General features: G+C 69.3%; 24 protein-coding genes. 6 read left to right on the forward strand and 18 right to left on the reverse strand.

Annotated features, from left to right (window positions below):
- Window positions 1–132: 132 nt before the first annotated feature.
- The 3 genes from ABD798_RS16220 (at window position 133) to ABD798_RS16230 (ending at window position 3,277) form a co-directional block, all read left to right on the forward strand.
- Window positions 133–987 (forward strand): M23 family metallopeptidase, encoded by an 855-nt coding sequence (locus ABD798_RS16220; protein WP_344875503.1) that lies wholly within the window; start codon window positions 133–135, stop codon window positions 985–987.
- A gap of 378 nt (window positions 988–1,365) precedes the next feature.
- Entirely contained in the window at window positions 1,366–1,749 is a 384-nt protein-coding gene (locus ABD798_RS16225; RefSeq protein WP_344875504.1) for a peptidase inhibitor family I36 protein, read from the forward strand.
- A gap of 1 nt (window position 1,750) precedes the next feature.
- Window positions 1,751–3,277 (forward strand): alkaline phosphatase D family protein, encoded by a 1,527-nt coding sequence (locus tag ABD798_RS16230; protein WP_344875506.1) that lies wholly within the window; start codon window positions 1,751–1,753, stop codon window positions 3,275–3,277.
- Here the strand turns inward: ABD798_RS16230 and ABD798_RS16235 are convergent.
- The 6 genes from ABD798_RS16235 to ABD798_RS16260 form a co-directional block, all read right to left on the reverse strand.
- Window positions 3,241–4,491: an MFS transporter gene (locus ABD798_RS16235; protein ID WP_344875508.1), complete on the reverse strand. Its 1,251-nt coding sequence runs from the start codon at window positions 4,489–4,491 to the stop codon at window positions 3,241–3,243. The two genes, ABD798_RS16230 and ABD798_RS16235, sit on opposite strands and share 37 nt — an antisense overlap.
- Window positions 4,492–4,611: 120 nt before the next feature.
- A complete protein-coding gene (locus tag ABD798_RS16240) occupies window positions 4,612–5,610 on the reverse strand; it encodes a TIGR03842 family LLM class F420-dependent oxidoreductase (protein ID WP_344875509.1) in 999 nt (332 codons plus the stop codon).
- Between the two features lie 9 nt (window positions 5,611–5,619).
- Complete coding sequence (locus tag ABD798_RS16245; protein WP_344875511.1) at window positions 5,620–7,107, reverse strand: CoA-acylating methylmalonate-semialdehyde dehydrogenase; 1,488 nt, start codon at window positions 7,105–7,107, stop codon at window positions 5,620–5,622.
- Between the two features lie 10 nt (window positions 7,108–7,117).
- A complete protein-coding gene (gene hydA / locus ABD798_RS16250; protein WP_344875513.1) occupies window positions 7,118–8,521 on the reverse strand; it encodes a dihydropyrimidinase in 1,404 nt (467 codons plus the stop codon).
- The gene (locus ABD798_RS16255) at window positions 8,518–9,840 is read right to left on the reverse strand and encodes an aspartate aminotransferase family protein (RefSeq protein ID WP_344875515.1); all 1,323 of its coding nucleotides are present in this window, start codon (window positions 9,838–9,840) and stop codon (window positions 8,518–8,520) included. Before ABD798_RS16255 ends, hydA begins: the two co-directional genes overlap by 4 nt.
- A 6-nt stretch (window positions 9,841–9,846) precedes the next feature.
- Complete coding sequence (locus ABD798_RS16260) at window positions 9,847–10,689, reverse strand: nitrilase-related carbon-nitrogen hydrolase (RefSeq protein WP_344875517.1); 843 nt, start codon at window positions 10,687–10,689, stop codon at window positions 9,847–9,849.
- 118 nt (window positions 10,690–10,807) lie between these two features.
- On the opposite strand from ABD798_RS16260, the gene ABD798_RS16265 reads away from it, so the two are divergent.
- Complete coding sequence (locus tag ABD798_RS16265; protein ID WP_344875519.1) at window positions 10,808–12,175, forward strand: aminotransferase class I/II-fold pyridoxal phosphate-dependent enzyme; 1,368 nt, start codon at window positions 10,808–10,810, stop codon at window positions 12,173–12,175.
- A 219-nt stretch (window positions 12,176–12,394) separates the two neighbouring features.
- Here ABD798_RS16265 and ABD798_RS16270 read toward each other — a convergent pair whose 3' ends face one another.
- Window positions 12,395–12,676 (reverse strand): hypothetical protein, encoded by a 282-nt coding sequence (locus ABD798_RS16270; protein WP_344875521.1) that lies wholly within the window; start codon window positions 12,674–12,676, stop codon window positions 12,395–12,397.
- Window positions 12,677–12,919: 243 nt separating this feature from the next.
- On the opposite strand from ABD798_RS16270, the gene ABD798_RS16275 reads away from it, so the two are divergent.
- Together ABD798_RS16275 and ABD798_RS16280 are read left to right on the forward strand one after the other, a co-directional pair.
- Complete coding sequence (locus tag ABD798_RS16275; RefSeq protein ID WP_344875523.1) at window positions 12,920–13,294, forward strand: hypothetical protein; 375 nt, start codon at window positions 12,920–12,922, stop codon at window positions 13,292–13,294.
- Window positions 13,291–13,641, forward strand: coding sequence for a DUF3817 domain-containing protein (locus tag ABD798_RS16280; RefSeq protein WP_344875525.1), 351 nt, complete (start codon window positions 13,291–13,293; stop codon window positions 13,639–13,641). Before ABD798_RS16275 ends, ABD798_RS16280 begins: the two co-directional genes overlap by 4 nt.
- A gap of 13 nt (window positions 13,642–13,654) precedes the next feature.
- Here the strand turns inward: ABD798_RS16280 and ABD798_RS16285 are convergent, their stop codons facing one another.
- The 11 genes from ABD798_RS16285 to ABD798_RS16335 form a co-directional block, all read right to left on the reverse strand.
- Window positions 13,655–14,191: a DUF3558 domain-containing protein gene (locus tag ABD798_RS16285; RefSeq protein ID WP_344875527.1), complete on the reverse strand. Its 537-nt coding sequence runs from the start codon at window positions 14,189–14,191 to the stop codon at window positions 13,655–13,657.
- Window positions 14,188–14,592 (reverse strand): hypothetical protein, encoded by a 405-nt coding sequence (locus ABD798_RS16290; RefSeq protein WP_344875529.1) that lies wholly within the window; start codon window positions 14,590–14,592, stop codon window positions 14,188–14,190. The genes ABD798_RS16285 and ABD798_RS16290 overlap by 4 nt, the downstream gene beginning before the upstream one ends.
- An 89-nt stretch (window positions 14,593–14,681) precedes the next feature.
- Window positions 14,682–15,251 carry a nucleotidyltransferase family protein gene (locus tag ABD798_RS16295; RefSeq protein WP_344875531.1) on the reverse strand — a complete coding sequence of 190 codons (570 nt, stop codon included), beginning with the start codon at window positions 15,249–15,251 and terminating at the stop codon, window positions 14,682–14,684.
- Window positions 15,248–16,366, reverse strand: a complete 1,119-nt coding sequence (alc, locus tag ABD798_RS16300) for an allantoicase (RefSeq protein ID WP_344875533.1) — start codon at window positions 16,364–16,366, stop codon at window positions 15,248–15,250. Before alc ends, ABD798_RS16295 begins: the two co-directional genes overlap by 4 nt.
- Complete coding sequence (gene allB, locus ABD798_RS16305) at window positions 16,363–17,667, reverse strand: allantoinase AllB (protein WP_344875535.1); 1,305 nt, start codon at window positions 17,665–17,667, stop codon at window positions 16,363–16,365. Before allB ends, alc begins: the two co-directional genes overlap by 4 nt.
- Window positions 17,664–18,053: an allophanate hydrolase-related protein gene (locus tag ABD798_RS16310; protein WP_344875537.1), complete on the reverse strand. Its 390-nt coding sequence runs from the start codon at window positions 18,051–18,053 to the stop codon at window positions 17,664–17,666. Before ABD798_RS16310 ends, allB begins: the two co-directional genes overlap by 4 nt.
- Before the next feature lie 16 nt (window positions 18,054–18,069).
- Window positions 18,070–19,122 (reverse strand): XdhC family protein, encoded by a 1,053-nt coding sequence (locus tag ABD798_RS16315; RefSeq protein ID WP_344875539.1) that lies wholly within the window; start codon window positions 19,120–19,122, stop codon window positions 18,070–18,072.
- Between the two features lies 1 nt (window position 19,123).
- Window positions 19,124–21,424 (reverse strand): xanthine dehydrogenase subunit D, encoded by a 2,301-nt coding sequence (gene pucD, locus ABD798_RS16320; RefSeq protein ID WP_344875541.1) that lies wholly within the window; start codon window positions 21,422–21,424, stop codon window positions 19,124–19,126.
- Entirely contained in the window at window positions 21,421–22,782 is a 1,362-nt protein-coding gene (locus ABD798_RS16325; RefSeq protein WP_344875543.1) for an 8-oxoguanine deaminase, read from the reverse strand. Before ABD798_RS16325 ends, pucD begins: the two co-directional genes overlap by 4 nt.
- On the reverse strand, window positions 22,779–23,258 hold the full coding sequence (locus tag ABD798_RS16330) for a (2Fe-2S)-binding protein (RefSeq protein WP_344875545.1): 480 nt from the start codon (window positions 23,256–23,258) through the stop codon (window positions 22,779–22,781). The genes ABD798_RS16325 and ABD798_RS16330 overlap by 4 nt, the downstream gene beginning before the upstream one ends.
- Complete coding sequence (locus tag ABD798_RS16335) at window positions 23,249–24,127, reverse strand: FAD binding domain-containing protein (protein WP_344875547.1); 879 nt, start codon at window positions 24,125–24,127, stop codon at window positions 23,249–23,251. Before ABD798_RS16335 ends, ABD798_RS16330 begins: the two co-directional genes overlap by 10 nt.
- Window positions 24,128–24,142: the final 15 nt, after the last annotated feature.

Raw genomic sequence — 24,142 nt, forward strand, 5'->3', positions numbered from 1 at the left:
TTAGCTTCGCCGCTGCACATCACGGTCCGAACAGCACCACGGACACGGCACCGGCGGCCCAAGCCGATGCCACCCCGGATCCCCCGCCGGGTGTCCCGTCCGGACTCCCCGACGTGAGTGAAAGGGCTGGTAGTGGCTCGACATCGTTCCCCGGGTGGGGCAACCTCCCCGGCACTCGAAGAAGCTTTACGACGCGCGGGCAGGACCACCGCCCCGAAGCGGGTCCGTCGCCCGTCCGGCACCACCAAGCCCGCTCCCGCAGGCAAGGCCGCGGTCGCAGCGGTCGCGGCAGGCGCCCTGATCGTCATCGGTTACCAGGGAGTCGCCGCGGGAAGCGGCTCGGACCCCTCCGCGGCTGAGGCCAACCTCTTCAAGGCCCGCTTCGCCGCCCCGCCCAAGGCCGTCGAGATGCTGCCCAACCTGGCGCAGAACGACCCTTCGGTGGAACTCGCCAAGCTGAGCCTGGGCGTGCGGGTCCAGGACGAGCGCACCGCCGCCGAGAACCAGGCGCGCGCCGCGGCCGAAGAGGCCGCCAAGAAGGCCGTGAAGGCCGCCGAGGACGCCAAGAAGGCCGCCGAGGAGAAGAAGAACTCCGTGCGCGGAGCCTTCGCCAAGCCCGCGGAGGGCAGGCTCACCTCCGGCTTCGGCGCCCGCTGGGGCACCACCCACCGCGGCATCGACATCGCCAACGCCATCGGCACCCCGATCCGCGCCGCCGCCGCGGGCGTGGTCATCGACGCCGGTCCGGCCAGCGGCTTCGGCCTGTGGGTCCGCGTGCAGCACGAGGACGGCACCATCACCACCTACGGCCACATGAACACCATCACCACCCGCCTCGGCGCGAAGGTGAGCGCGGGCGAGCAGATCGCCACCATCGGCAACCGCGGCCAGTCCACCGGCCCGCACCTGCACTTCGAGGTCAAGCTGCCCGGCGGTCGCGACGTCGACCCCATCGGCTGGCTCGCCCAGCGCGGCATCCGCGTCTAACCACCCCGGCCGCCCCCTCTTACGCGCTGAATGACTCATTGAGGTACTTGAGCGTCCTCAATGAGTCATTCAGGACCCTCGACGCGCCAAACGAGTCATTGGCGTGGGCCGACGTTTCGCCCTGAACGGGTCGTTTGGTGCGCTCAACGCCCTGAACGACCCGTTCAGTGCGCTCAACGCACCAAGCGGGCCGTTCGTGATGCGGTCGGGTTGAGCGTGCTCAATGACTCGTTGAGGTGGCTCAACGGACTGAACGAGTCATTGAGGTGGAGCGCGGCGAACGGGGCAGCGCGGTGCGGGGCGTTCGGCGGTACGAGCGGCTGACAATTTCTGACAAAGTCTTCGCGTTGCATGTCAACGACTGACTTTGGGGAACGCATGGTCAGACGAACCGCGACGGTGCTGCTGGGCGCCGCGCTCCTGGTGCTGACGACGGCGGGGACGGCGTCGGCGGCGAGCAAGAACGGCAAGTGCGAGTCGGGCGAGCTGTGCGTGTACCGGCTGGCCAACTACACCGGCGGGCTGCTCGACTTCGTGGGCGACGACGCGAACTACACCAACGGCGACGTCTTCCACGGCACGACGTACTCGCTGGACAACCGCGCCACGTCGGTGGTCAACAACGACCCGGCGCGTTGCGTGACGCTCTACCAGGACATCAACCACGCCAAGCCGTTGATCACGATCGGCCCGCGCTCGGCGGTGTCGCACCTGCGGCAGCTGGACAACCTGGCCAGCTCGCACAAGTGGACGGCGTGCTGACATGGCCCAGTTGAACCGCCGCATCTTCCTGCTCAGCGGACTCGCCGCAACAGCCGCGACCGCAGCCACTCCGGCCCGCGCGCTCAGCGCCTCGCCGTTCACCCTCGGAGTCGCCTCGGGGGAGCCGAGCACGGACGGCTTCGTGCTGTGGACCCGCCTCGCGGTCGCCCCGCTCAACGGCGACGGCCTCGGCGGCATGCCGAACCGTGACGTCGAAGTCCGTTGGGAGGTCTCGGAAAACGAGTCCTTCGCCCCGCTGGCCGCCTCCGGCACCGTCCTCGCCCGCCCATCCGACGCGCACACCGTGCACGTGGAGGTCGGCGGCTTGAAGGCGGGCGCGAAGTACTTCTACCGCTTCATTTCCGACGGCCACGAGTCTCCACAGGGGACGGTCGGGACCGCGCCGTCGGGCTTGGCGTCGAAGCTGACGTTCGCGTTCGCCTCGTGCGCGCACTACGAGCACGGCTTCTTCCACGCCTACCGCTACATGGCGCAGGACAAGCCCGATCTGGTGCTCTTCCTCGGCGACTACATCTACGAAGCGCCGTGGCGCACGAGCGCGGGCCCAGTGCCCAATCCGAGCCGGAAGTACTTGCCGCGCAAGGAAGTCACGACGCTCGCCGAGTACCGCCTGCGCTATGCCCAGCACCGGATGGACCCCAACCTCCAGGCCGCGCACGCCGCGGCGCCGTGGCTCGTGGTGTTCGACGACCACGAGGTGGAGAACAACTGGGCGGCCGACCACCGTGGCGACAACGATCCTGCCGGAGACTTCAAGGCGCGCAAGACAGCCGCGCTGCGAGCGTTCTACGAGAACATGCCCCTGCGAGCGGCACAGCGCCCGACGGGGACCGCGATTCCTTTGTACCGCAGGGTTTCCTGGGGTCAGCTCGCGCGCTTCCACATGCTCGACACCCGCCAGTACCGGTGGAAGCAGGCCGCGGCGAAGGACTGCGGGGTGATCCGCGACCCCCGCCGCACCCTGACCGGGGACGTGCAGGAGAAGTGGCTGCTCGACGGGCTCGCCCAACCCTCCGCGCGGTGGGACTTCCTTGGCCAGCAAGTGTTCTTCGCCCAACGCGACGACGACGGCAAGCCCGCGACGTGCGATGTCAGCACCGACGCGTGGGACGGCTACCCGCACTCCCGCGACCGCATCGTCCAGGGCTGGCTCGACCGCAAGGTGCGCAACCCGATCGTGCTGACCGGCGACGTGCACCGGCACTGGGCGGCGAACATCAAGCAGGACTACTTCGCCGCCAACGCCCCGGTCGTCGGGACGGAGTTCGTGGTCGGCTCGATCACCTCGCCCAACGACGGAGTTCCGGGCGCGGCGTACCTGAAAGCCAACCCGCATCTGCGTTTCGTCAGTCAGCGGCGCGGCTACGCGCACACCACGGTCACGCCGGAGAAGCTGACGACGCAGTACGTCACCGTGTCGAACGCGCTGGAACCCAACCCCGCCAAGGTGACCAGGAGCGTGGCGAAGACCTACACCGTCGCCGACGGCAAGCCAGGGCTCGGCTGAGGCTCGGAGTCGATCTGCCGGATGCCCTTGCTGAAGAAGCAGTAGAGCGCGGTGAGCGCGCATCCGGCGCCGATCACGACGAAGCCGAACGGCGCGCCGAAACCGTCCACCACCGGCCCGGCGGCGAGCAGGCCGACCGGGGTGAGCGCGCCGCTCAGTGCGACAACCGTGCCGATCACGCGACCACGCAGGTGGTCCGGGGTGCGCTGCTGGAGCCCGGTCGCCATGATCGGGTTCAGCGGCCCCGCTGCGATGCCCACCGCGACGGCCAGGGCGATCATGCCGTAGACCGGCGGCGTGAGCACGAACAGCGCGAGGCCGACTCCGGCCAGCAGCAGCCCGGCGCTCAGCGTGATCCGCATGCTCAGCTTCTCCGCGACCACGCCGTAGGCCAGCGAACCGATCACCGTGCCGACCGGGAACGCCGCCAGCACGAGCCCTGCCAGCGCGGGCGAGACCTGCTCGCCCTGGAGGTAGGCGGGGAAGAACACCGGGTCGATCGGGCTCAGGAAGATCATCGCGATCACCGACATCAGCGTGACCGAGCGCAGCACCGGGTCGCGCAGCACGAACACCAGGCCCGTGCGCACCGAGCGCAGGTAGGACTCCTCGCGGGCCTGCGGGCGCGGCGGCACCCTCGGCACGCCGAACCAGACCAGCAGGACCGCGAGCAGGAACATTCCGACGGTCAGCCACAACGTGTTCGCCGGACCCATGATCCCGATCAGCACGCCCGCCACCGCGGGCCCGCCGAACGCGCCGAGGCTGTCCACCGTCTCGCCCCAGGCGTTGATCTTCACGAGCGGGATGCCGGAGTGCTTGGCCACGTCAGGCCGCAGTGACTCGCGCGCGGCCATGCCGGGGCCGTCGAAGGTCGCGCCGATCGCCACCAGCAACGCCATCAACGCCGCGTCGATCCCGACCAGCACGTCCATGATCGGCACGGCCGCCACCGCGAGCGCGCTCAGCACGTCCGCGCCGTTGCTCACCAGCTTGCGGCCCAGTCGGTCGATCAGCGCGCTGCCGAACATCGCCGACAGCAGGCCGGGCAGCACCGCCGCCGAGCCCACCACACCCGCGATCGTCGCGCTGCCCGTGCGTTGCAGGATCAGCCACGGCAGCGCCATCGCCACGATCGAGTTGCCCATCACCGACAGCCCGGTCGCCCCCAACAGGCACCACACCGCGCCACGCTTCTTCTCAGGAACCCCCACAGTCCAAAACGGTACACCATTGTTCCACTCCGCGCCCACCGCTTTACGCACCAAACGACCCGTTCAGTGCGCTCAACGCACCAAACGGGTCGTTCAGGGCTTAACGGCCGGGGCGGGGGGTTAGGAGAGGGCGGGGATGATCTTGGTGCCGTAGGCGGCGATGGTGGCCTCCTTGGCGTCGTGCATGTTGTAGACGGCGAACTGGTCGACGCCGAGCGAGCGCAGGTGCTCGAGCTTCTCGATGTGGCGCTCGGGCGGGCCGATCAGGCAGAAGCGGTCCACGATCTCGTCGGGCACGAAGTCGGTGCTGGGGTTGCCCGCCTTGCCGTGGTGGCTGTAGTCGTAGCCCTGCCGCTCCTTGATGTAGGCGGTCAGCGCCTCCGGGACCATCTCGGAGTGCTCGCCGTAGCGCGACACGAGGTCGGCGACGTGGTTGCCGACCATGCCGCCGAACCACCGGCACTGCGACCGCGCGCGGTCGAGGTCCTCGCTCACGTACGCGGGCGCCGCGACGCAGATCTTGACCGAAGCAGGGTCACGGCCGGCGTCGGAGGCGGCCGTGCGCACGGCCTTGACCATCCACTCGGTGAGGTACGGGTCGGCGAGCTGGAGGATGAAGCCGTCGGCCTGGCGGCCGGTCATCTCCAGCGCCTTCGGCCCGTACGCCGCCATCCACACCGGCAGCGAACCGTCGCGGACCCACGGGATCTGCACGTCCTTGTCGTTGACGGTGACCGAACGGCCCTCCGCCAGCTCCTTGATCACGTGCATGGCCTCGCCCAAGCGCGCCAACGTGTTCGGCTTGTTGCCGACCACGCGCATGGCCGAGTCGCCGCGCCCGATCCCGCAGACCGTGCGGTTGCCGTACATGTCGTTGAGCGTGGCGAACAGCGACGCCGTCACCGACCAGTCGCGGGTGCCCGGATTGGTCACCATCGGCCCGACGATCATGTTCGAGGTCTGCGCCAGGATCTGGCTGTAGATCACGAACGGTTCCTGCCAGAGGATGCAGGAGTCGAAGGTCCAGCCGTAGCCGAACCCGGCGTCCTCGGACCGCTTCATCAGCTCGATCACCCCGGACGCGGGCGGATCGGTCTGCAACACCATGCCGAAGTCCATGACGTCCTCCTACCGGTTCTGCGGGAAGCCGAGATCGATGCCGCGGTCGGCCGGGTCGGGCCAGCGCGACGTGACGACCTTGCCGCGCGTGTAGAAGTGCACGCCCTCCGGTCCGTACGCGTGGCTGTCGCCGAACAGCGACGCCTTCCACCCGCCGAAGGAGTAGTAGGAGACCGGGACCGGGATCGGCACGTTCACGCCGACCATGCCCGCCTCGACCTCGTTCTGGAACTTCCGCGCCGCGCCACCGTCCCTGGTGAAGATCGCCGCGCCGTTGCCCCACTGGTTCTCGTTGATCAGCCGCACGCCCTCGTCGTAGCTGTCCGCGCGGACCACCGACAGCACCGGCCCGAAGATCTCGTCGGTGTAGACGCTCATCTCCGGCGTGACGTTGTCGATCAGGCTCACGCCGAGGAAGAACCCTTCCCCGTCAACGGAAAGCTCGCGCCCGTCGACCACGACCGAAGCGCCCGCGGCCGCGCCGGCCTCCACGTAGGACGCGACCTTGTCGCGGTGCTCGCGGGTGATCAGCGGACCCATCTCGGACTTGGGGTCGTCTCCGGGCCCGATGCGCAGGTTCGCGATCCGCTCGGCAATGCGAGGGACCAGCTCATCACCCGCGGCACCGACAGCGACCAGGACCGAGACGGCCATGCAGCGCTCACCGGCCGAGCCGTAGGCGGCCGAGACCGCGGCGTCGGCGGCGAGGTCCATGTCCGCGTCGGGCAGCACGATCATGTGGTTCTTCGCGCCACCGAGGGCCTGGACTCGTTTGCCCGCAGTGGTTCCACGCGAGTACACGTGCTGTGCGATCGGCGTGGAGCCGACGAACGACACGGCCTTCACGTCGGTGTGGTCCAGCAGCGCGTTCACCGCCGTCGCGTCACCGTGCACCACGTTCAGCACACCCGGCGGAAGCCCGGCCTCGCCGAACAGCTCCGCGACGCGCAGCGCCGCCGACGGGTCCTTCTCGCTCGGCTTGAGCACGAAGGTGTTGCCGCACGCGATGGCGATCGGGAACATCCACAGTGGAACCATCGCTGGGAAGTTGAACGGCGTGATGCCCGCGACCACGCCGAGCGGCTGGCGCAGCGAGTACACGTCCACCGACGTGGACGCGCCCTCGGAGTACCCGCCCTTCAGCAGTTGCGGGATGCCACAAGCGAACTCCACGACCTCAAGGCCGCGCGCGACCTCGCCGAGCGCGTCGGAGTGCACCTTGCCGTGCTCGGAGGTCAGCAGCGATGCGATCTCGTCGCGGTTGCGGTGCAGGAGTTCCCGGTAGGCGAACAGGACCTGCGAGCGCTTGGCCAGCGAGGCGTTGCGCCAAGACTTGAAGGCCTCCTTGGCCGTCGCGACCGCACTGTCCACATCGGACACAGAAGCGAGCGCGACCTGTCCGGACTGCTCGCCGGTCGCCGGATTGGTCACCACGCCGAAGCGCCCCGAGGTGCCCTCGGTGAGCTCGCCGCCGATCCAGTGGTTGATCGTCTTCACGCACAAGCTCCTAGGTGAGGTACTGGCAGGTCTCGCGCGGCACGTACGCGCCGTCGCCCTTGCGGCCGTGGTAGGCCTCGCCCTCGATGAGGACGCGGCCCCTGGACAGCACGGTCTCGACCTTGCCGGTGATCCGCTTGCCCTCGTAGCAGGAGTAGTCGACGGCCATGTGGTGCGTCTCGGCGGAGAGCACCTGCTCCGCGTTCGGGTCGTAGATCACCACGTCGGCGTCCGCGCCCGGCTGGAGCACGCCCTTGCGCCCGTACAGGCCGAACATCCGCGCAGGGGTGGCGCACGCGATCTCGACCCACCGGCGGCGGCTGATGTGACCGTCCACCACGCCCTGGTGCAGCAGGTCCATCCGGTTCTCCACGCCGGGCAGACCGTTGGGGATCTTGGTGAAGTCCCCGATGCCGAGCACCTTCTGGTCGTTGAAGCAGAAGGGGCAGTGGTCGGTGGACACCACGGACAAGTCGTTGGTGCGCAAGCCCTTCCACAGCTCGGCCTGGTGCTCCATCGGCCGCAGCGGCGTCGAGCACACGTACTTCGAGCCCTCGAAACCCGGCTTCGCCAAGTCCTCCGTGGACAGGTACAGGTACTGGGGACAGGTCTCCGCGAAGACGTTGAGCCCCTTGTCCCGCGCGGTCGTGACCTCGGCCAGCGCCTGCGACGCCGAGAGGTGCACGATGTAGAGCGGGGAGCCCGCGACGCGCGCGAGCTGGATCGCCCGGTGCGTCGCCTCGGACTCCAACAGCTCGCGGCGCACGACACCGTGGTACTTCGGATCGGTCTGACCGCGCTCAAGTGCTTGTGCCGCAAGGACATCGATCGCGATGCCGTTTTCGGCGTGCATCATGATCAGGCCGCCGTTGTCCCCGGCGCGCTGCATCGCGCGCAGGATCTGGCCGTCGTCGCTGTAGAGCACGCCCGGGTAGGCCATGAACAGCTTGAAGCTGGTCACGCCCTCGCCGACGAGGGTGTCCATCTCCTTGAGCGACTGGTCGTTCACGTCGCTGACGATCATGTGGAACGCGTAGTCGATCACGCACTGGCCCTCGGCCTTGGCCTGCCACGCGTCCAGGCCCTCGCGCAGCGAAGAACCCTTCTGCTGGATGGCGAAGTCCACGATCGTCGTGGTGCCGCCCCACGCCGCCGCACGCGTGCCCGTTTCGAAGGTGTCCGCCGCGACGGTGCCGCCGAAGGGCATCTCCATGTGCGTGTGCGCGTCGACGCCGCCGGGCAGCACGTACTTGCCCGTCGCGTCGATCACCTTGTCCGCGCCCGCCGTCCACGAGGACGCCAGCTCGGAGCCGGTGACCGCGAGCGCGACGACCTTGTCGTCCTCGATCAGCACATCGGCGTGCAGCTCGTCCGAGGAGTTGATCACGAGGCCGTTCTGGATGACCGTCCTCATGCCGAAGCCTCCTGCGCGACGGTGAGGGCGTGCGTCAGGACCCGCAGGCCCTCCTCGGCCTCGGCGCGCGTCAGCGACAACGGCGGAGCGAGGCGCAACACGTTGCCGTGCAAGCCACCCTTGCCGATCAGCAGACCGCCCTCGCGCGCCGCGTTCAACGCGGCGGTCGCGGCAGCGGGAGCCGGATCGAGGGTGCCGGGCTTGACCAGTTCGACGCCGATCATCAGACCCTTGCCGCGCACGTCCGCGACGACCGGCAGGTCGGCGCCGACGGCGCGCAGCTGTTCGATCAGCCAGCCGCCGATCTCGCGCGAGTTCGCCGGGAGGTCGTTGTCCAGCAAGTACTTCAGGTTCGCCAGACCGGCCGCCATGGTGATCGGGCTGCCGCCGAAGGTGGACAACGAGTTGGCCTGCAAGCAGTTCATCACCTCGGCGCGCGCGATCACGCCGCCGATGGACGAGCCGTTGCCGATGCCCTTGGCGAAGGTGACGATGTCCGGCGTGACGCCCTCGGGGGCGTGCGCCTGCCAGCCCCAGAAGTTCTCGCCGGTGCGGCCCCACCCGGTCTGCACCTCGTCGCTGATCCACAGGATGCCGTGCTCGTCCAGCACCTCCTTGAAGGCGCCGTAGAGCCCGTCCGGCGGCACGCTGAACCCGCCGACGCCCTGGATCGGCTCGGCGATCAGGCACGCGACGTTCTTCGCGGTCTGGTCCAGCACCTCGCGCAGGTCGGCGACGCACGCGGCGATGTACTCGCCCTTCGGCAGGTCCTTGAAAGGGCTGCGGAAGCTGTTGGCGCCGTGCACGTAGAAGGTCTGGAACGGCGACAGGCTGGTCGCCGACCACGCCGAGTTCCCGGTGATCGACACCGCCGAGAAGGAGCGGCCGTGGTAGCTGTTGCGCATCGCCAGCACCTGGTTGGAGCGGCGGTAGCTCGTCGCGAGCAGCAGCGCGGCGTCGTTGGCCTCGGTGCCGCTGGTGGTGAAGAAGACCCGCGCGTCCGGGATGCCCGAGACCTCGGCGATCTGCTCGGCGAGCTCCACCATGTGGCGGCTCATGTAGACCGTGGAGGTGTGCAGGATCTTCCCGGCCTGCTCGGTGATGGCCTTGGTGACCTCGGGCAGCGCGTGCGCCGTCATCGTGGTCAGGATGCCGCCGAAGAAGTCCAGGTAGCGGTTGCCCTCGGCGTCCCAGACGTGGCGGCCCTCGCCGCGGTCCAGCTCGATGGGCGGGTCGTAGTAGGTGGCGATCCAGCTCGGCATGACCGCCTGGTGCCGCTTGTACAGGTCTGCGTGCGTGCTGTTGATGTCGCTGCCCATGTCAGATCACGCCTCCGTCAGCGGGCCGTAGGCGTCCGGGCGGCGGTCGCGGTAGAACGCCCACTGCTGACGCACTTCGTCGATCAGGTCCAGGTCGAGGTCACGCACGACCAGCTCTTCGTCGTGCGCGCTGGCCGGATCGCCGACGAACTGGCCGCGCGGGTCAACGAAGTAGCTCGTGCCGTAGAAGTCGTTGTCGCCGTACTCCTCGACGCCGACGCGGTTGATCGCGGCCACGAAGTACTCGTTGGCCACAGCCGCCGCGGGCTGCTCCAGCTGCCAGAGGTAGGCCGACAGGCCGCGGCTGGTGGCGGAGGGGTTGTAGACGATCTGCGCGCCCGCCAGGCCCAGCGCGCGCCAGCCCTCCGGGAAGTGCCGGTCGTAGCAGATGTAGACGCCGACCTTGCCGACCGCGGTGTCGAACACCGGCCAGCCCAGGTTGCCCGGCTTGAAGTAGTACTTCTCCCAGAAGCCCTTGACCTGCGGGATGTGGTGCTTGCGGTACTTGCCGAGGTAGGAGCCGTCGGCGTCGATCACCGCGGCGGTGTTGTAGTAGAAGCCGGACTGCTCGACCTCGTAGATCGGCACGACCAGCACCATGCCGGTCTCCTTGGCCAGCGCCTGCATCCGCTTCACGGTGGGACCGTCCGGGACGGGCTCGGCCCACTTGTAGTGCTCGGGCTCCTGCACCTGGCAGAAGTAGGGGGCGTTGAACACCTCCTGGAAGCCCATGATCTTGGCGCCCTGCGCGGCGGCGTCGCGGGCGTACTTCTCGTGCAGCTCTGTCATCGACTCGGCGTCGCCGGTCCACTTGGTCTGGACGAGCGCCGCGCGCACCACGTTGGCCATGCCGGAAGCTCCCTGCGGGGTGGGCGGTAGAGGGTGTAGAACCTATGAAGCGGAACACACTGGTGCAATACATGTTTTGTTACCGGACAAACTTTTCACCCGAGTGCCGGTGGTGGCGGTGGACGTTGACCTGACCTGGCTCGCGAACAAGATCGAAGACACCTCCGCCGAGGGGATAGCCGCCTCGGTGAACCGGCTGATCAGGGCCGGTGAACTGGCCGTTGGCGGCAAGCTGCCGACGGTGCGCGCGCTGGCCCGTGAGATCGGCGTGAGCCCCACGACGGTCAGCGAGTCGTGGCGCTCGCTGACCCGGATCGGTGCGATCGAGACGCGTGGCCGCAACGGCACCTTCGTCACCGGCGGGCAGCGCCGAGCCGAGCCCGCGCGATTCTGGCGGCTCGCCGGGGCGACCGGGCGGTTCACCCGCGACCTCTCCGCGGGTGTGCCCGACCCCGAGCTGCTGCCCCCGCTCGGCCCGGCGCTGGCGCGCGTGGACGGCCAGCCGCCGCTGTCGGGGTACCTGGACACGCCGGTGCTGCCCGAGCTGGAGCGCCTGGTCCGCGAGTCGTGGCGGGGGATATGCGAGCCGGAGGAGCTGACCATCGTCAACGGTTCGCTCGACGGCATCGACCGCGCGCTCAGCCAGCTCGTCGCGCTCGGTGACCGGGTGATCGTGGAGAACCCGACGTTCCCGCCGTTCCTGGACCTGCTCGACGCCGTCGGAGCCACCGCGTTGCCCGTGCCGATGGACGCCGAGGGCATGCGCCCGGACGCGCTGCGCTCCGTGCTCGCCGAGGGGCCGATCGCGCTGTTGATGCAGCCGCGCGCGCAGAACCCGACCGGGACGAGCACCTCCGCCGCGCGGATCGTCGAGCTGGGCGCGCTGTTGGCGGAGGCCCCGGACGTGGTGGTGATCGAGGACGACCACGTCGGTGACGTCGCGGTGGCCCCGCCGGTGAGCCTCGCCTCCGCGCTGCCCGAACGGGTCGTGCGCATCCAGAGCTTCTCCAAGTCACACGGCCCTGACCTGCGGCTAGCCGCTCTGGGTGGCCCTTCGCGGCTCGTCGGGCCGCTCATCGCGCGGCGGCACCTGGGCGCGGCGTGGTCGAGCCGCCTGCTCCAGGAGATCCTCGTCGGCATGCTCACCGATCCGGGCAGCGTCGCCGCCGTGGCCAGGGCGCGAGCGGTGTACGCGCAGCGGCGCGAGGCCCTGCGCGCCGCCCTCGACGCCCGGGGCGTGAAGTCCATCGGCGCCGACGGCATCAACCTCTGGGTGGAGGTGGAGCGCGAGCGGGAAGCCCTCGTCGTGCTCGCCGCCCAGGGCATCGGCGCCGCGCCGGGCTCGCCGTTCCTGGTCCGCTCCACCGGGACCAACCACCTGCGCGTCACCACCGCGGTGCTCCCACTGTCCGAAGTGGACGACGTCGCCGACGCCCTCGCCGAGGCCGCCCGCCCCTATCCCCGCTACACGCCGAACGCCATGTGAGCCGCACATGAATGCGGCGGGCGGCACCACCGTGAAGGTGGCTTGGCCGCCCGCCGCTGAGAGGGCCGCGTCCTCCGCGTGCGTCAGCGGGGCGGCCACCAGGTCATGCGCGCATCACCTGTGCGGGTAAAGGGTCTCGGGGCCACGGCCGGATCCACCTCGGGGCCGGGCTCGCTGTCATGGGGCTGGTGTGCTCGGAGCCCGCTCGGACGCCTTCGGTCACCATGTCGCACGCTCACAAGCTCTCCGCGCGTCGTACGCCTTGACCCCGGCTTCGAGGAGTTCGTCGACGCAGCGTTCGAAGTAGTAGTCGGAGTCGAACCCGAGTTCGCCGTACACGCACGCGTTGTCGTGGGTGCGGTCCGTCTCGATCCCCACGCGCTCCAAGTACTTCAGGCACTGCCCGATGTCCGCCGACGCCGTTGGAGCGATCGCGACGGGCAGTGCGAGCGCGGCGAGTGCGGCGACGGTGAGCTGGGCCACTCGTGAGGTGCGGGACACGACAGAGTCCTCCTGCGGTCGGCGGTTGCGGTGTGTCTCCAGCACACCCCGGGAATGCTTGTGCGGCAAAGAAATGCACACCGCAGGAGTTCTTCACGCGGTCGTGGTGGCCCATGCGGGGGGCCGACGTGGACGCTGCGTGCCGCACTGGGCCGATCGTGCGGCGGATCATCACCGGAGCGGGAGGGCTGGTGCTGGCACACCGTCACGCGATCGCCCGATGGGGCGGTGTACCGTCGACACGTGCTCGCCAGGCTGTTGACTCCCCGCTGGTTGGTGCTGCATGTGCTGGCCGTCATCTGGGTGGTCGTGTGCTGCGCGCTCGGCTGGTGGCAGTGGGAACGCTCGCAGTCCGCGGGCGGCAGCTTCCTCAACCTCGGGTACGCCCTCCAGTGGCCGCTGTTCGCGCTCTTCGGCGTGTACATGTGGGTGCGGACGGCGCGCATGGAGATCGCCGAGGAGCGCGGGGAGGCCCCCGTCGCGCCCGCTCCGGTGCAGACCAAGCCGACCAGCTACGGACGGCGACCCGTCATGTCGGCGACGCCCGGCGAGGCCGATCCCGAGTTGGACGAGTACAACCGCTACCTCCGCGAACTCCGCGACCAGGAGACGAGATGACCCAGCAGGAAGCACCCACCGAGGACTCGCTCGCGGAGTCGCGCATCGCCAAGGCGCTCGTGCGGTTCCGGGTGATGGCGTACATCGTGGGTTTCGCCCTGCTCGGGCTGCTCGTGGCGATGGGGCTTCGCCTGACCACCGACATCACCACGCCGTCGGCGATCATCGCGCCCGCGCACGGCTTCCTCTACATGGTGTACCTGGTGGCCGCGTTCGACCTCGCCCAGCGCTGCAAGTGGTCTGCCAAGGGCACCCTGCTCGTGCTCATCGCGGGCACCATCCCCTTCGTGTCCTTCTACGCCGAGAAGCAGGTAGTCCGCCGCGTCCAGGCAGGCGAGAAGCTCTAGTCCTCAGCGCGGTTCATGGAATCCGGGGAATCACACGCTCCGCCACGTGCTTCGCCGCCGCACACCCGTCGCGGTTCGGCGCGGAGTCGTCAATGACGACGATCAGCCATTCTCCAGCGGGTGAATCGAAGGCCAGATCGCACTCCCCTGATTCTCCCTTCATTATTCCCTGGCCAACGGCGGTTCGTTTTCCAGCGACGGTCATCTCCGTGCGGCCCTTGAAGCTGCCCTGATTCAACTTCGATTCCGGGATGAAGCTGAGGCTGACCGAAATTGTTTCGCCGATTCCTCCGGTTTTCACGTGATATCTGCACGAAGGGGAGTATTTTTCTTCAAGTTTTGGAGAGCCTGGCGAGACCTGTCCCTGGACGGGGAAGTCGGCGGGAGTCATCAACCGGCACAGGTCCGCAGCGGTAGGGACTTGTCCGGGCGCGAGCAGCGGGCTCGGCGCGCTCGGGGAAGTTGCCTGGCCGGTGACAACACCGGAGCAGCCGGAGAGAGTCATGGTCATGATGGCCAGCCACACGCGGCTCTTGCGGGCGATTCTCATGATCCGGCCTTCCACTGAAGTTCTGCGCCCTTCTGATCGTTGGCTTCGAGTGCGGTCGCCATCCCGACTACGCGCTTTCGGAACTCGACCAGGGCGTCATGGTATCGCTGCCAGAACCAGACGAGCCCTCCCTCCTGATCCGAGCTGCGGTGAATGAACTTCTCCCGCATTGCCTGTCCGGCTCTTGTGGCACCGAAATCAATTCCCTCTGCCTTGTATGAAAACTGCCTCGCGGCGTCGAGTTCACCCTTGGCGATGTCGATCAGCTCGTCCATGTGTTTGGCGACCCAGTCCTTGGTGCCCGCGTCCATGCGGATCTCACCGCTGGACACCATCTCGCTCACCTGGGCGAGGCCGTCGTGCTCCCACGGGTCGCTGTTCCAGGGCATGTCGCTCGACACGGTTCCCCCCTCGGCACCGGTTCGGTCACATACCGGACGGTACGGGAGGTCGTTGCCAGGGGCGCACAGAATCGGCGTTCGTGCGGCATCTACCCAGGGAGGTCCTCGGGGTGGTCGACGTCGTCGCCGGAGGCCACGTCATCGCAGGGCACGAGCACGGGCGGGTGTTCGCGGAGGTAGTCGCGAGCGCCCTGGTCGCCGGTCGCGGAGGTGGCGACGGCGGCCCAGTGGGCGCGGCCGAGCAGGACGGGATGGCCGCGCTGGCCGGAGTAGGACGCGGCGGCGAGCACTCCGGGGGAGGCCAGGGACGCGACGCGGCGGACGGCGGCGGGGGTGACGCCGGGCATGTCGACGGGGAGCACGAGCACGGCGGCGGCGCGGCACGAGATGAGGCCCATCAGCCCGGCGCGCAGCGACGAACCCATGCCGGTGGCCCAGTCGGGGTTGTGCACGACGAGCGCTCCGGAGAGCGCGGCGCGGGCGCGGACCTCGTCGGCCCGCGCCCCGACCACGACGACCACCGGGTCCGCGCCGGCCTCGCGCAGCGTCCGCGCCGCGCGTTCCACGAGCAGCTCGCCACGCAGTTCGACGAGCGCTTTGGGCCCGCCGTAGCGCACACCTGCTCCTGCGGCCAACACGATCCCGGCAGCCTGGTTCATCGCACGATCAACGCCAGTTCCTCTGGTAGCTCGGTGACGGGGCGGGACGCGACGACCTCGTTGGCCGCGGCCTCCGTCAAGCCGCAGTCGCCGGTCAGCACCGCGACCGCGTGCTCAGCGGGCAGCAGGTTGAACCAGCTCAACGCCAGCGAGGTCGCGGCGTCCTCGGTCAGCTTGCCCCACAACCGGAACCGCGCCACGCCGCCATCGGGGTGGATGTCCAGCCGGACGTGCGTCACGGGGACGTTTCCGTTGAGCCGGAAGCGATGCCGCGTGTCAGGCCGCACGTCGGTCAGCTCCAGCAACGGGAACCACGTGGTGCCGTCCTCGCTGCCCAGCAAGCTGATCTGGTGCGGGGGATTGCCCTTGTAGTGCAATGTGGACAGTTCGGCCACCTTGGGCACGGCGGCTCCCGCGAGGCGGAGCACGGCCCAGTCGTTGCCCTCACCGCGCCGTCGCGCGGTTTCCCAGCCGTCGCTCATGAACTTGGACTCGCCGGGCTGCAACATGTTGTTGGGCGGGGAGAAGAAGCTGTCGCTGCACGCCGTCGTCCGGCCGCCGTTGAGCAGCGCGACGAGGTCCAGCGGCATGTCGGCCAGCTCGCGGGGATCGGGTAACGGCTCGCCGAGCACGCGCAGCCGCGCGACGCCGCCATCGGGGTGGATGGTCAGCCGCACGTGGGTGAAGCGCTGCGAGTCGGAGACCTGGAAGGTGTTGGCGGTGTTGCCCTGCAACGGGCTTCGCGGCACCAGCTCGACCCACTTGTGATCGTCCAGTTCGGACGGTGCGGGGTAGCCCTCCACCGCCGTGGCTTCGACGGTGCAGCTCTCCGGGTAGTTGCCGACGAAGTACGCGGTGTCCACCACGACGCTGCGGACGAGCCCGGGGGCGCCGAGCCGCACGACCACCCAGTCGGAGCCGGGTTCACCCCGGCGTCGCCGGGTCTCCCAGCCGTCGTACTCCTGGCCCTTGGGGGTGAAGGTGTGCGGGCGGAAGGTCGGCGCCCCCGCCTTGATCAGGTTCTCCTTCTCGGCGAAGAACTCGTCGTTGGCGGCGATCACCGATCCGCCGAGCGAGCGGGCGGCGAGATCGGGCAGGTCGGGCTGGTCGGTCACCGGGTGTCCCTCCTGAGCAGTTCTCCAACGGGGTCCTGGCCTGCCGGGGTGCCGCGCAGCCAGGTCTCGGTAACCACGCCGCGCAGGGTTCGGCCCGCGTACGGCGTGACAGGGTTGCGGTGCAACAGGTTCCCCGCGTCCACAGTGAACTCCGCGTCGGGGTCGAACACGACGAGGTCGGCATCTGCGCCCACCGCGATCGAGCCCTTGCGTCCGGTGAGCCCGGCCAGCTCGGCGGGTCCGGCGCTCATCCACCGCACGACGTCGGCCAGCTCGTGCCCGCGCCGCCGCGCCTCGGTCCACATCACCGGCAACCCGAGCTGGAGCGAGGAGATCCCACCCCACGCGGTGCCGAAGCTGCCTTCCTTCAACGCTTCCGTGCAGGGGGAGTGGTCGGAGACGACGCAGGTGATCGTGCCGTCGGCCAGCGCGCGCCACAGCTCGTCGGCGTTCTCCCGCCCGCGGATCGGCGGGCAGCACTTGAAAGCCGTTGCGCCGTCAGGGATCTCCTTCGCGTCCAGAGTCAGGTAGTGCGGGCAGCTCTCCGCGCTGAGCGTGGAGGAACGGATCTCCGACAACGCGGACGACGACGACAGGTGCAGCACGTGCACCCGCGCCCGCGCGCGCTCCGTCAAGCCCGCGAGCCGCGCGATCGCCTTGTCCTCGGCGCGAGGTGGGCGTGAGGCGAGGAAGCCCGCGTACTCCTCGCTGTCCGGCGCTTCGGCCAGCTCGGCGGGGTCCTCGGCGTGCACGATGAGCAGGGCGTCCAAGCGCCGCAGCTCCGCGAGCACTCCGGGAAGTTCGGCCCAGGACAGCGGCGGGAATTCGTCGACTCCGGACGGTGAGGTGAAGCACTTGAAGCCGAACACTCCGGCCTCGTGCAGCTCGGCGAGGTGGTGGGTGTTGCCGGGGATCGCGCCGCCCCAGAAGCCCACGTCGACGTAACATTTGCCTTGTGCGGCAGCACGTTTGGTTGCCAAGGCCGCAGCGTCCACTGTGGGCGGTAACGAGTTCAGCGGCATGTCGATCAGGGTGGTGACACCGCCCGCGGCCGCCGCGCGCGTCGCCGTCGCGAAGCCCTCCCACTCCGTTCGGCCGGGCTCGTTGATGTGCACGTGGGAGTCGACGAGCCCGGGAAGCAGGGCGTGTTCGCCGATGTCCACGCTCTCAAGTGAGTCCACTGTGGACTCGTAGCCGGTGATCTCGGCGATCCTGCCGTCCCGCACGCACACCGCCGCCGGGCGCACGCTGTCGGGGAGGTGGGCGCACCGCGATCGCACGACCAGGTCGTACGCGGTCACTGAGGATTCCCCTGCGTAGCGCTCCACTTGCGCCAGTCGCCGACCTCGGAGATGTCGATCAGCTGGTCCGCGCCGCCGTAGGACTTGCGCAGGACCGTTGCCAGGCAGGCGGTTCCATCCTCCAGCTCGATCACGCCAAGCTCCAGCTCGGCGGGCTCGGCAGGGAGGAGGTGGTGCAGCAGGGTTTCCAGCGGCACGTCGTACAGCTCGCCGACCACGCTGTGCCCGCCCTCGCCGACCTCGTGCATCGCGGGGAAGCGGTTGCCGACGGAGAAGTACCGGTACTTCGGCGCGCTGCGGGCCACGCGCACGGGCTCCGCGCCTTGGAGCTGGTGGTGCAACGGGCCGCCGCGCATGCCGCCGCCGTTGAGGAACAGCAGTGCCATTACCGCCTCCGAGTGCTCAGCCGTGCCGATGAGATCGATGTATCGGTCCGTCTACTTCGGACAGTGGTCTTCCGGTTCCGCCGTGGCGCGCGGCCACGATCTCCGCCGCGATGGACACGGCGGTCTCTTCAGGGCTGCGCGCGCCCAGGTCGAGCCCGATCGGAGCGCGCAGCCTGGCCAACTCCTCCTCGGTCAACCCGGCCGCGCGAAGCCGCTCCGCCCGCGCCTCGTTGGTGCGCCGAGAACCCAGCGCGCCGACGAATGCCAGTGGCATGCGTAGCGCCTCCATCAGAACGGGGACATCGAACTTCTCGTCGTGGGTGAGCACGCAGACCACGGTCCGCGCGTCGGTGTGCGTGCTCGCCAGGTAGCGGTGCGGCCACTCGACCACGACCTCGTCGGCGTCAGGAAAGCGCTCAGCGGTCGCGAAAACCGCGCGCGCGTCGCAGATCGTGACGTGGTAGCCGAGAAACTTCCCGACGCGAGACACCGCACCCGCGTAGTCGACGGCACCGAACACGAGCATCCTCGGCGGAGCCGCGATCGACTCGACGAAGAACTCCGTCCCGTCGGGCAGCGTGCGCAGACCCGTGCGGCCGGTCAGCAGCATTTCCCTTGCTACCGCGTGCATTTCTGGTGCTGAGAAACCGACGTGGTGGTCGGCGAAGACCGCGACCTCGGCTCCGGTGTCGAGCACCGTGACCAGGGCGACGGCCTGCGCGCTCGCGGCCGCGTCGACGGCGGCGGCCATCGCGGCTGATCGTCCACTTCGGACGAACACCTCGATCTCGCCGCCGCACGTCAACCCGACCGCGAACGGATCGTCGGGTGAGTAGGTGAAGCTGTGCCGCAGGACCCCGCCCTCGCTGAGGACCTGGTGCGCCAGCTCGTACACAGCGCCTTCGACGCACCCGCCGGAGACGCTGCCCACCACCACCCCGTCCGCCCGCAGAGCCATGGCGGCGCCCGGACCTCGCGGGGCGCTGCCACGCACGTCGATCACGGTGGCTACGGCGAAGGCGAGATCCGTGTCACCCCACCGCGCCAGTTCCCCGGCGATCTCGTGCATCTCATGTCCCGGTGATGTGCTCGGGCCGCACCGGGATGCGGCTCAGCGCCAGCTTGGTCGCGTCGCGGATGGCCGCGACGACCGCCGGGGTGGAGGAGATCGTCGGAGGCTCGCCGACGCCGCGCAGGCCGTACGGCGCGTTCGGGTCGGCCAGCTCCAGCACGTCGATGACCATCGGCGGCATGTCCAGGATCGTCGGGATCAGGTAGTCGGTGAACGAGGGGTTGCGGATCTTGGCCCCGGAGAGCTGGATCTCCTCCATCACCGCGAGCCCGAGCCCCTGCGCCGACCCGCCCTGGATCTGCCCGATCACCGCGTCCGGGTTCATCGCCTTGCCGACGTCCTGCGCGCACGCCAGCTCAACCACGCGCACCAGGCCCAGATCGACATCGACGTCCACCACGGCGCGGTGCGCGGCGAAGCCGTACTGCACGTGAGCGTTGCCCTGGCCGGTCAGCGGGTCGATCGGGAACGACGGGCGGTGCCGGTACTCGCGTGTGTGCTCGATCGCCTTGTCGCCCAGCACATCGCCGAGGTCAGCGAGCACACCACGGCTCGCGGAAACGACTTTTCCGCCTTCTAGAGCCAAGTTATCAACGCCGAAGCGTTCGCGGGCGAGGTCGAACACCTCAGCGCGAACGGCCGCGCACGCGGCCTGCACGGCGCCGCCGGTGACGTAGCTCTGCCGCGACGCCGACGTGGAGCCCGCACTGCCGACCGAGGTGTCGGCGGGTTGGATGGTCACGCGCTGCACGCCCAGCTCGGTTCGCGCGATCTGCGCTTGCAGCGTCACCAGGCCCTGGCCGACCTCCACGGCGGCCGTGTGCACCATCGCGACGGGCTCGCCGCCGATGACCTCAAGGCGCACGCGGGCGGTGGAGTAGTCGTCGAAGCCCTCGGAGAAGCAGATGTTCTTGATGCCGATGCCGTAGCCAACACCGCGTACAACGCCCTCGCCGTGTGTGGTGTTGGACGCGCCGCCGGGCATCGTGCGGATGTCCACTTCGGACGTTCGCTCAGCGGGCATGGGCTTGTCACGGACGCGTTCCAACAGCTCCTGAACTGGAGCGGCGGAGTCGACCAGCTGCCCGGTTGGCATGATCGAGCCCTCGCTCATCGCGTTGCGCAGGCGGATCTCCACCGGGTCAACGCCGATCGCTTCGGCCAGTCTGTCCATTTGGGACTCGTACGCGAAACACGCTTGTACAGCGCCGAATCCACGCATCGCACCGCACGGCGGGTTGTTGGTGTACGCGCCCCAAGCCTCGATCTTCACGTTGGGAACGTTGTAAGGGCCGACTCCGAGCGTGGCGGCGTTTGCCACGACGGCTCCCGTGCTCGACGCATACGCCCCGCCGTCGAGGAACATCTTTGCCCTGACGTAGACCAGTTTTCCATCGCGGTCCGCGCCGTGCTCGTAGTGCATCACGGCGGGGTGCCGGTGCACGTGGCCGAAGAACGACTCCTCGCGGGTGTAGACCATCTTCACCGGCTTGTTGGTGTGCAAGGCCAACATGCACGCGTGCACCTGCATCGACAGGTCCTCGCGTGCGCCGAACGCCCCACCGACACCGGCCAGGGTGATCCTTACCTTGTCCTGCGGGAGGTTCAGCGCGGGCGCGATCTGCTGCTGGTCGACGTGCAGCCACTGCGTGGCGACGTACAGGTCGACGCCGCCGTCCTCGGCGGGCACGGCCATGCCGGACTCCGGACCGAGGAAGGCTTGGTCCTGCATGCCGACCTCGTAGGTGCCGGTCACAACGACGTCGGCCGTCGCATCCTGCGAGCCGAACAGGATCGGCACGTAGCGCACGAGGTTGCCGCCCTCGTGGAGCTTCGGCACGTCCTCGCCGAAGATCGCGGTCTCCGCGTTGTCAACGGGCTCAAGGACTTCGTAGTCCACCACGATCGCGGCGGCGGCCCGGCGCGCGGTTTCGGGATGATCAGCCGCCACGATCGCGACGGCTTCGCCTTGGTAGCGAACAACATCCACCGCCAACACGGGCTGGTCGATGTGTTCGAGGCCGTAGGCGTTCTGGCCCGGGACGTCCTCGTGGGTGAGTGCCGCGTAGACCCCAGAGATCGCGAGCGCCGGGCCGACGTCGATCGACCGGATGCGCGCGTACGGGTGCGGAGTCCGCAGCGTCACACCCCACAGCATCTGGTCGGCCCACAGGTCGGACGAGTACGCGAACTCGCCGCGCACCTTCAAAGCGCCGTCCGGCCGCAGAGGACTTTCGCCGACGCCACCGGTGATCGGCGTGGTCAGCGGCGGGTTCGCCGTGCGCGTAGTTTGCGTCATGCCGTCACCCCTGCTCGGTCAGCGAGAAGGCGTGACGCAGCGGCGAGATCCGCTGCGACCAGCTCTTCGTCCACAGTGGTCAGTTGGCCGAGTCGCACGACCGTCTCGCCGCCGACCAGTAACAGGTCCAGCGGAGGCAGCGAGCCCAGCACGAGCGCCGCGACCGGGTCGGTGATGCCCGCGTGCGCGAGGCCGTCCACCCGCCACACCGCGACGTCGGCCTGCTTGCCGACCTCGATGGAGCCGATGTGATCACCCCGGCCGAGGCACTTCGCCCCGCCCATCGTGCCCAGCCACAAGGACTCCCGCGCGGTGATCGCGGCGGGCCCGCCACGGAGCCGGGCGAGGTAGAGGGACTGGCGGAGTTCGTCGCCGAGCCCGCCCGCCTCGTTCGACGCGGCACCGTCCACGCCGAGCCCGACGGGGCAGCCGACGTCGAGCAGGTCGCGCACGCGAGCGATGCCCGCGCCCAGCCTCGCGTTGGAGCTGGGGCAGTGTGCCACGCCGGTCTTCGTCGCGCCGAGTCGCTGAATCTCCTTGTCGGAGAAGTGAATTCCGTGCGCGAGCCACACATCGGGGCCGAGCCAGCCGAGCTTGTCCGCGTACTCCAACGGAGTGCAGCCGAACTGCTCGACGCAGTGCTCTTCCTCGTCGGTGGTCTCGGCGAGGTGGGTGTGCATCTGCACGCCGTGCCGCCGGGCGAGCGCGGCACCTTCGCGCATCAGCTCACCACTGGCGGAGAACGGAGAACACGGTCCGACCGCGATCTGGACCCGCGAGCCAGGCGACGCGTCGTGGTAGGTGGTGATGGCTTCTTCGGTTGCCAGCAATGCCTGTTCGGTCGACTCCACGATGGAGTCCGGCGGCAAACCGCCCTGCGACTTCCCGCAGTCCATCGAGCCCCGGACGACGTGCAGCCGGGTACCGACGCGCTTGCCGCCGTCGACGAGCGCGGCCATGATGTCGCCGCTGCCGGACGGGAAGACGTAGTGGTGGTCGGCCGCCGTGGTGCACCCGGACTTGGCCATCCACGCCAGCCCGGCACTCGTCGTCGCGGCCACGACACGCTCGTCGATGCCCGACCACACCGGGTAGAGCGCGACCAGCCACTCGAAAAGCGTTGCCTGCTGGGCATATCCGCGCGTCGCCCACTGGTAGAGGTGGTGGTGGGTGTTCACCAGACCCGGCGTCACCAGGCAACCCGAGCCGTTGACGACCTGGTCGCCCTCGCGGGTCTCCGCCGCGCCGTCGCCGACCGCGACGATCACGCCGTCCTCGACCACGACGTGCCCGGAGGCGTACTCCGTCCCGGAGCCGTCCACGGTCGCGACGTGGGCGCCGTTGATCACGGTTCTCATGACGTTGCCTCCCCACGCGAGTGCGCAGCCGCGGTGTGCACGGCGTCGATGATCTTCTCGTATCCCGTGCAGCGGCACAGATTCCCGGCGAGCGCCTCGCGGATCTCGGCGTCTTTCGGGCAGGGGTTGCGGCGGATCAGGTCGTGCGCCGCGACGATCAGGCCGGGCGTGCAGAACCCGCACTGCACGGCGCCGCGCTCGATGAAGGCCTGCTGCACCGGGTCCAGCTCGTCCTCGGAGCCGAGCCCTTCCACCGTGCGGACTTCGCGGTCCTGGACCTGGCCGGCCGCGACCAGGCACGAGCACACCGGAGTGTCGTCCAGGTACACCGTGCAGGAGCCGCATTCGCCTTGCTCGCAAGCGTTCTTCGCACCGGGCAGGCCGAGTCGCTCGCGCAGCACGTAGAGCAGGCTCTCGCCCTCCCACACGTCGTCAGCGGTGCGCTCCTCGCCGTTCACCGTGAACTTCACGCGCATGCCGTCACCCGTCCTTCGCAGTAGTCGTGCCAAGCCCAGCCGAGCGTGCGGCGGGCGAGCACGGCCAAGGCGTGACGCCGGTACGCGGCGCTGCCCCGGACGTCGTCAATGGGTTGTGCCGCCGCTCCGACCAGCTCGCCGAAGCGCCGCAGCACGGAATCGGCCAGCGGCGCGGGCGACTGCCACAGCCCGGACAGCTCGTTGGCGATGTAGTCCTCCGCGTCGGGCGCGCGGCGCGGCGTGGGCGCGGCCGAGCCGAGCCCGGTGCCCACGGTCCCGCTCGACGGGTGCAGCGCCACCGCGAAGGAGCACACCGCGATCACCATGGCGTTGCGCGTGCCGACCTTCGAGAACTGTTGCGGCCCATCGGCCGGAGGGATCAGGATCGCGGTCACCAGCTCGTCGGCTTCGAGCGCGCTGCGCTTGACGCCCAGGTAGAACTCGGTGATCGGGATCGTCCTGGTGCCCCGGACCGAGGCCACCTCGACCACAGCGTCCGATGCGAGCAGCGGCGGGTGCGAGTCGCCTGCGGGGGAGGCCCCGGCGACGTTGCCGCCGACCGTGCCCCGGTTGCGGATCTGCGGCGAGCCCACGGTCCGCGATGCCATGGCCAGCCCGGGAAGGCGGTCGCCCAGCTCCTCGATCACCTGCACGTAGGGCACGCAGGCGCCGAGCCTGATGCGTCCGTCCACTTCGGACCACGAAGCCAGCTCGCCGACGGCGTTGAGGTCCAGCAGCGCGTCCGGGCGCCTGCGGTCGAAGTTGAGCTCGACCATCACGTCGGTGCCCCCGGCGATCGGCACCGCCCCGGGCACCTCGGCCTTGGCGGCCAGGGCCTGCGCGAGGCTCGTCGGCCGAATGAAGTCCATTGTGGACACCTCTCT

The organism is Allokutzneria multivorans, assembly GCF_039537405.1.
Classification (GTDB): Bacteria; Actinomycetota; Actinomycetes; order Mycobacteriales; family Pseudonocardiaceae; genus Allokutzneria; species Allokutzneria multivorans.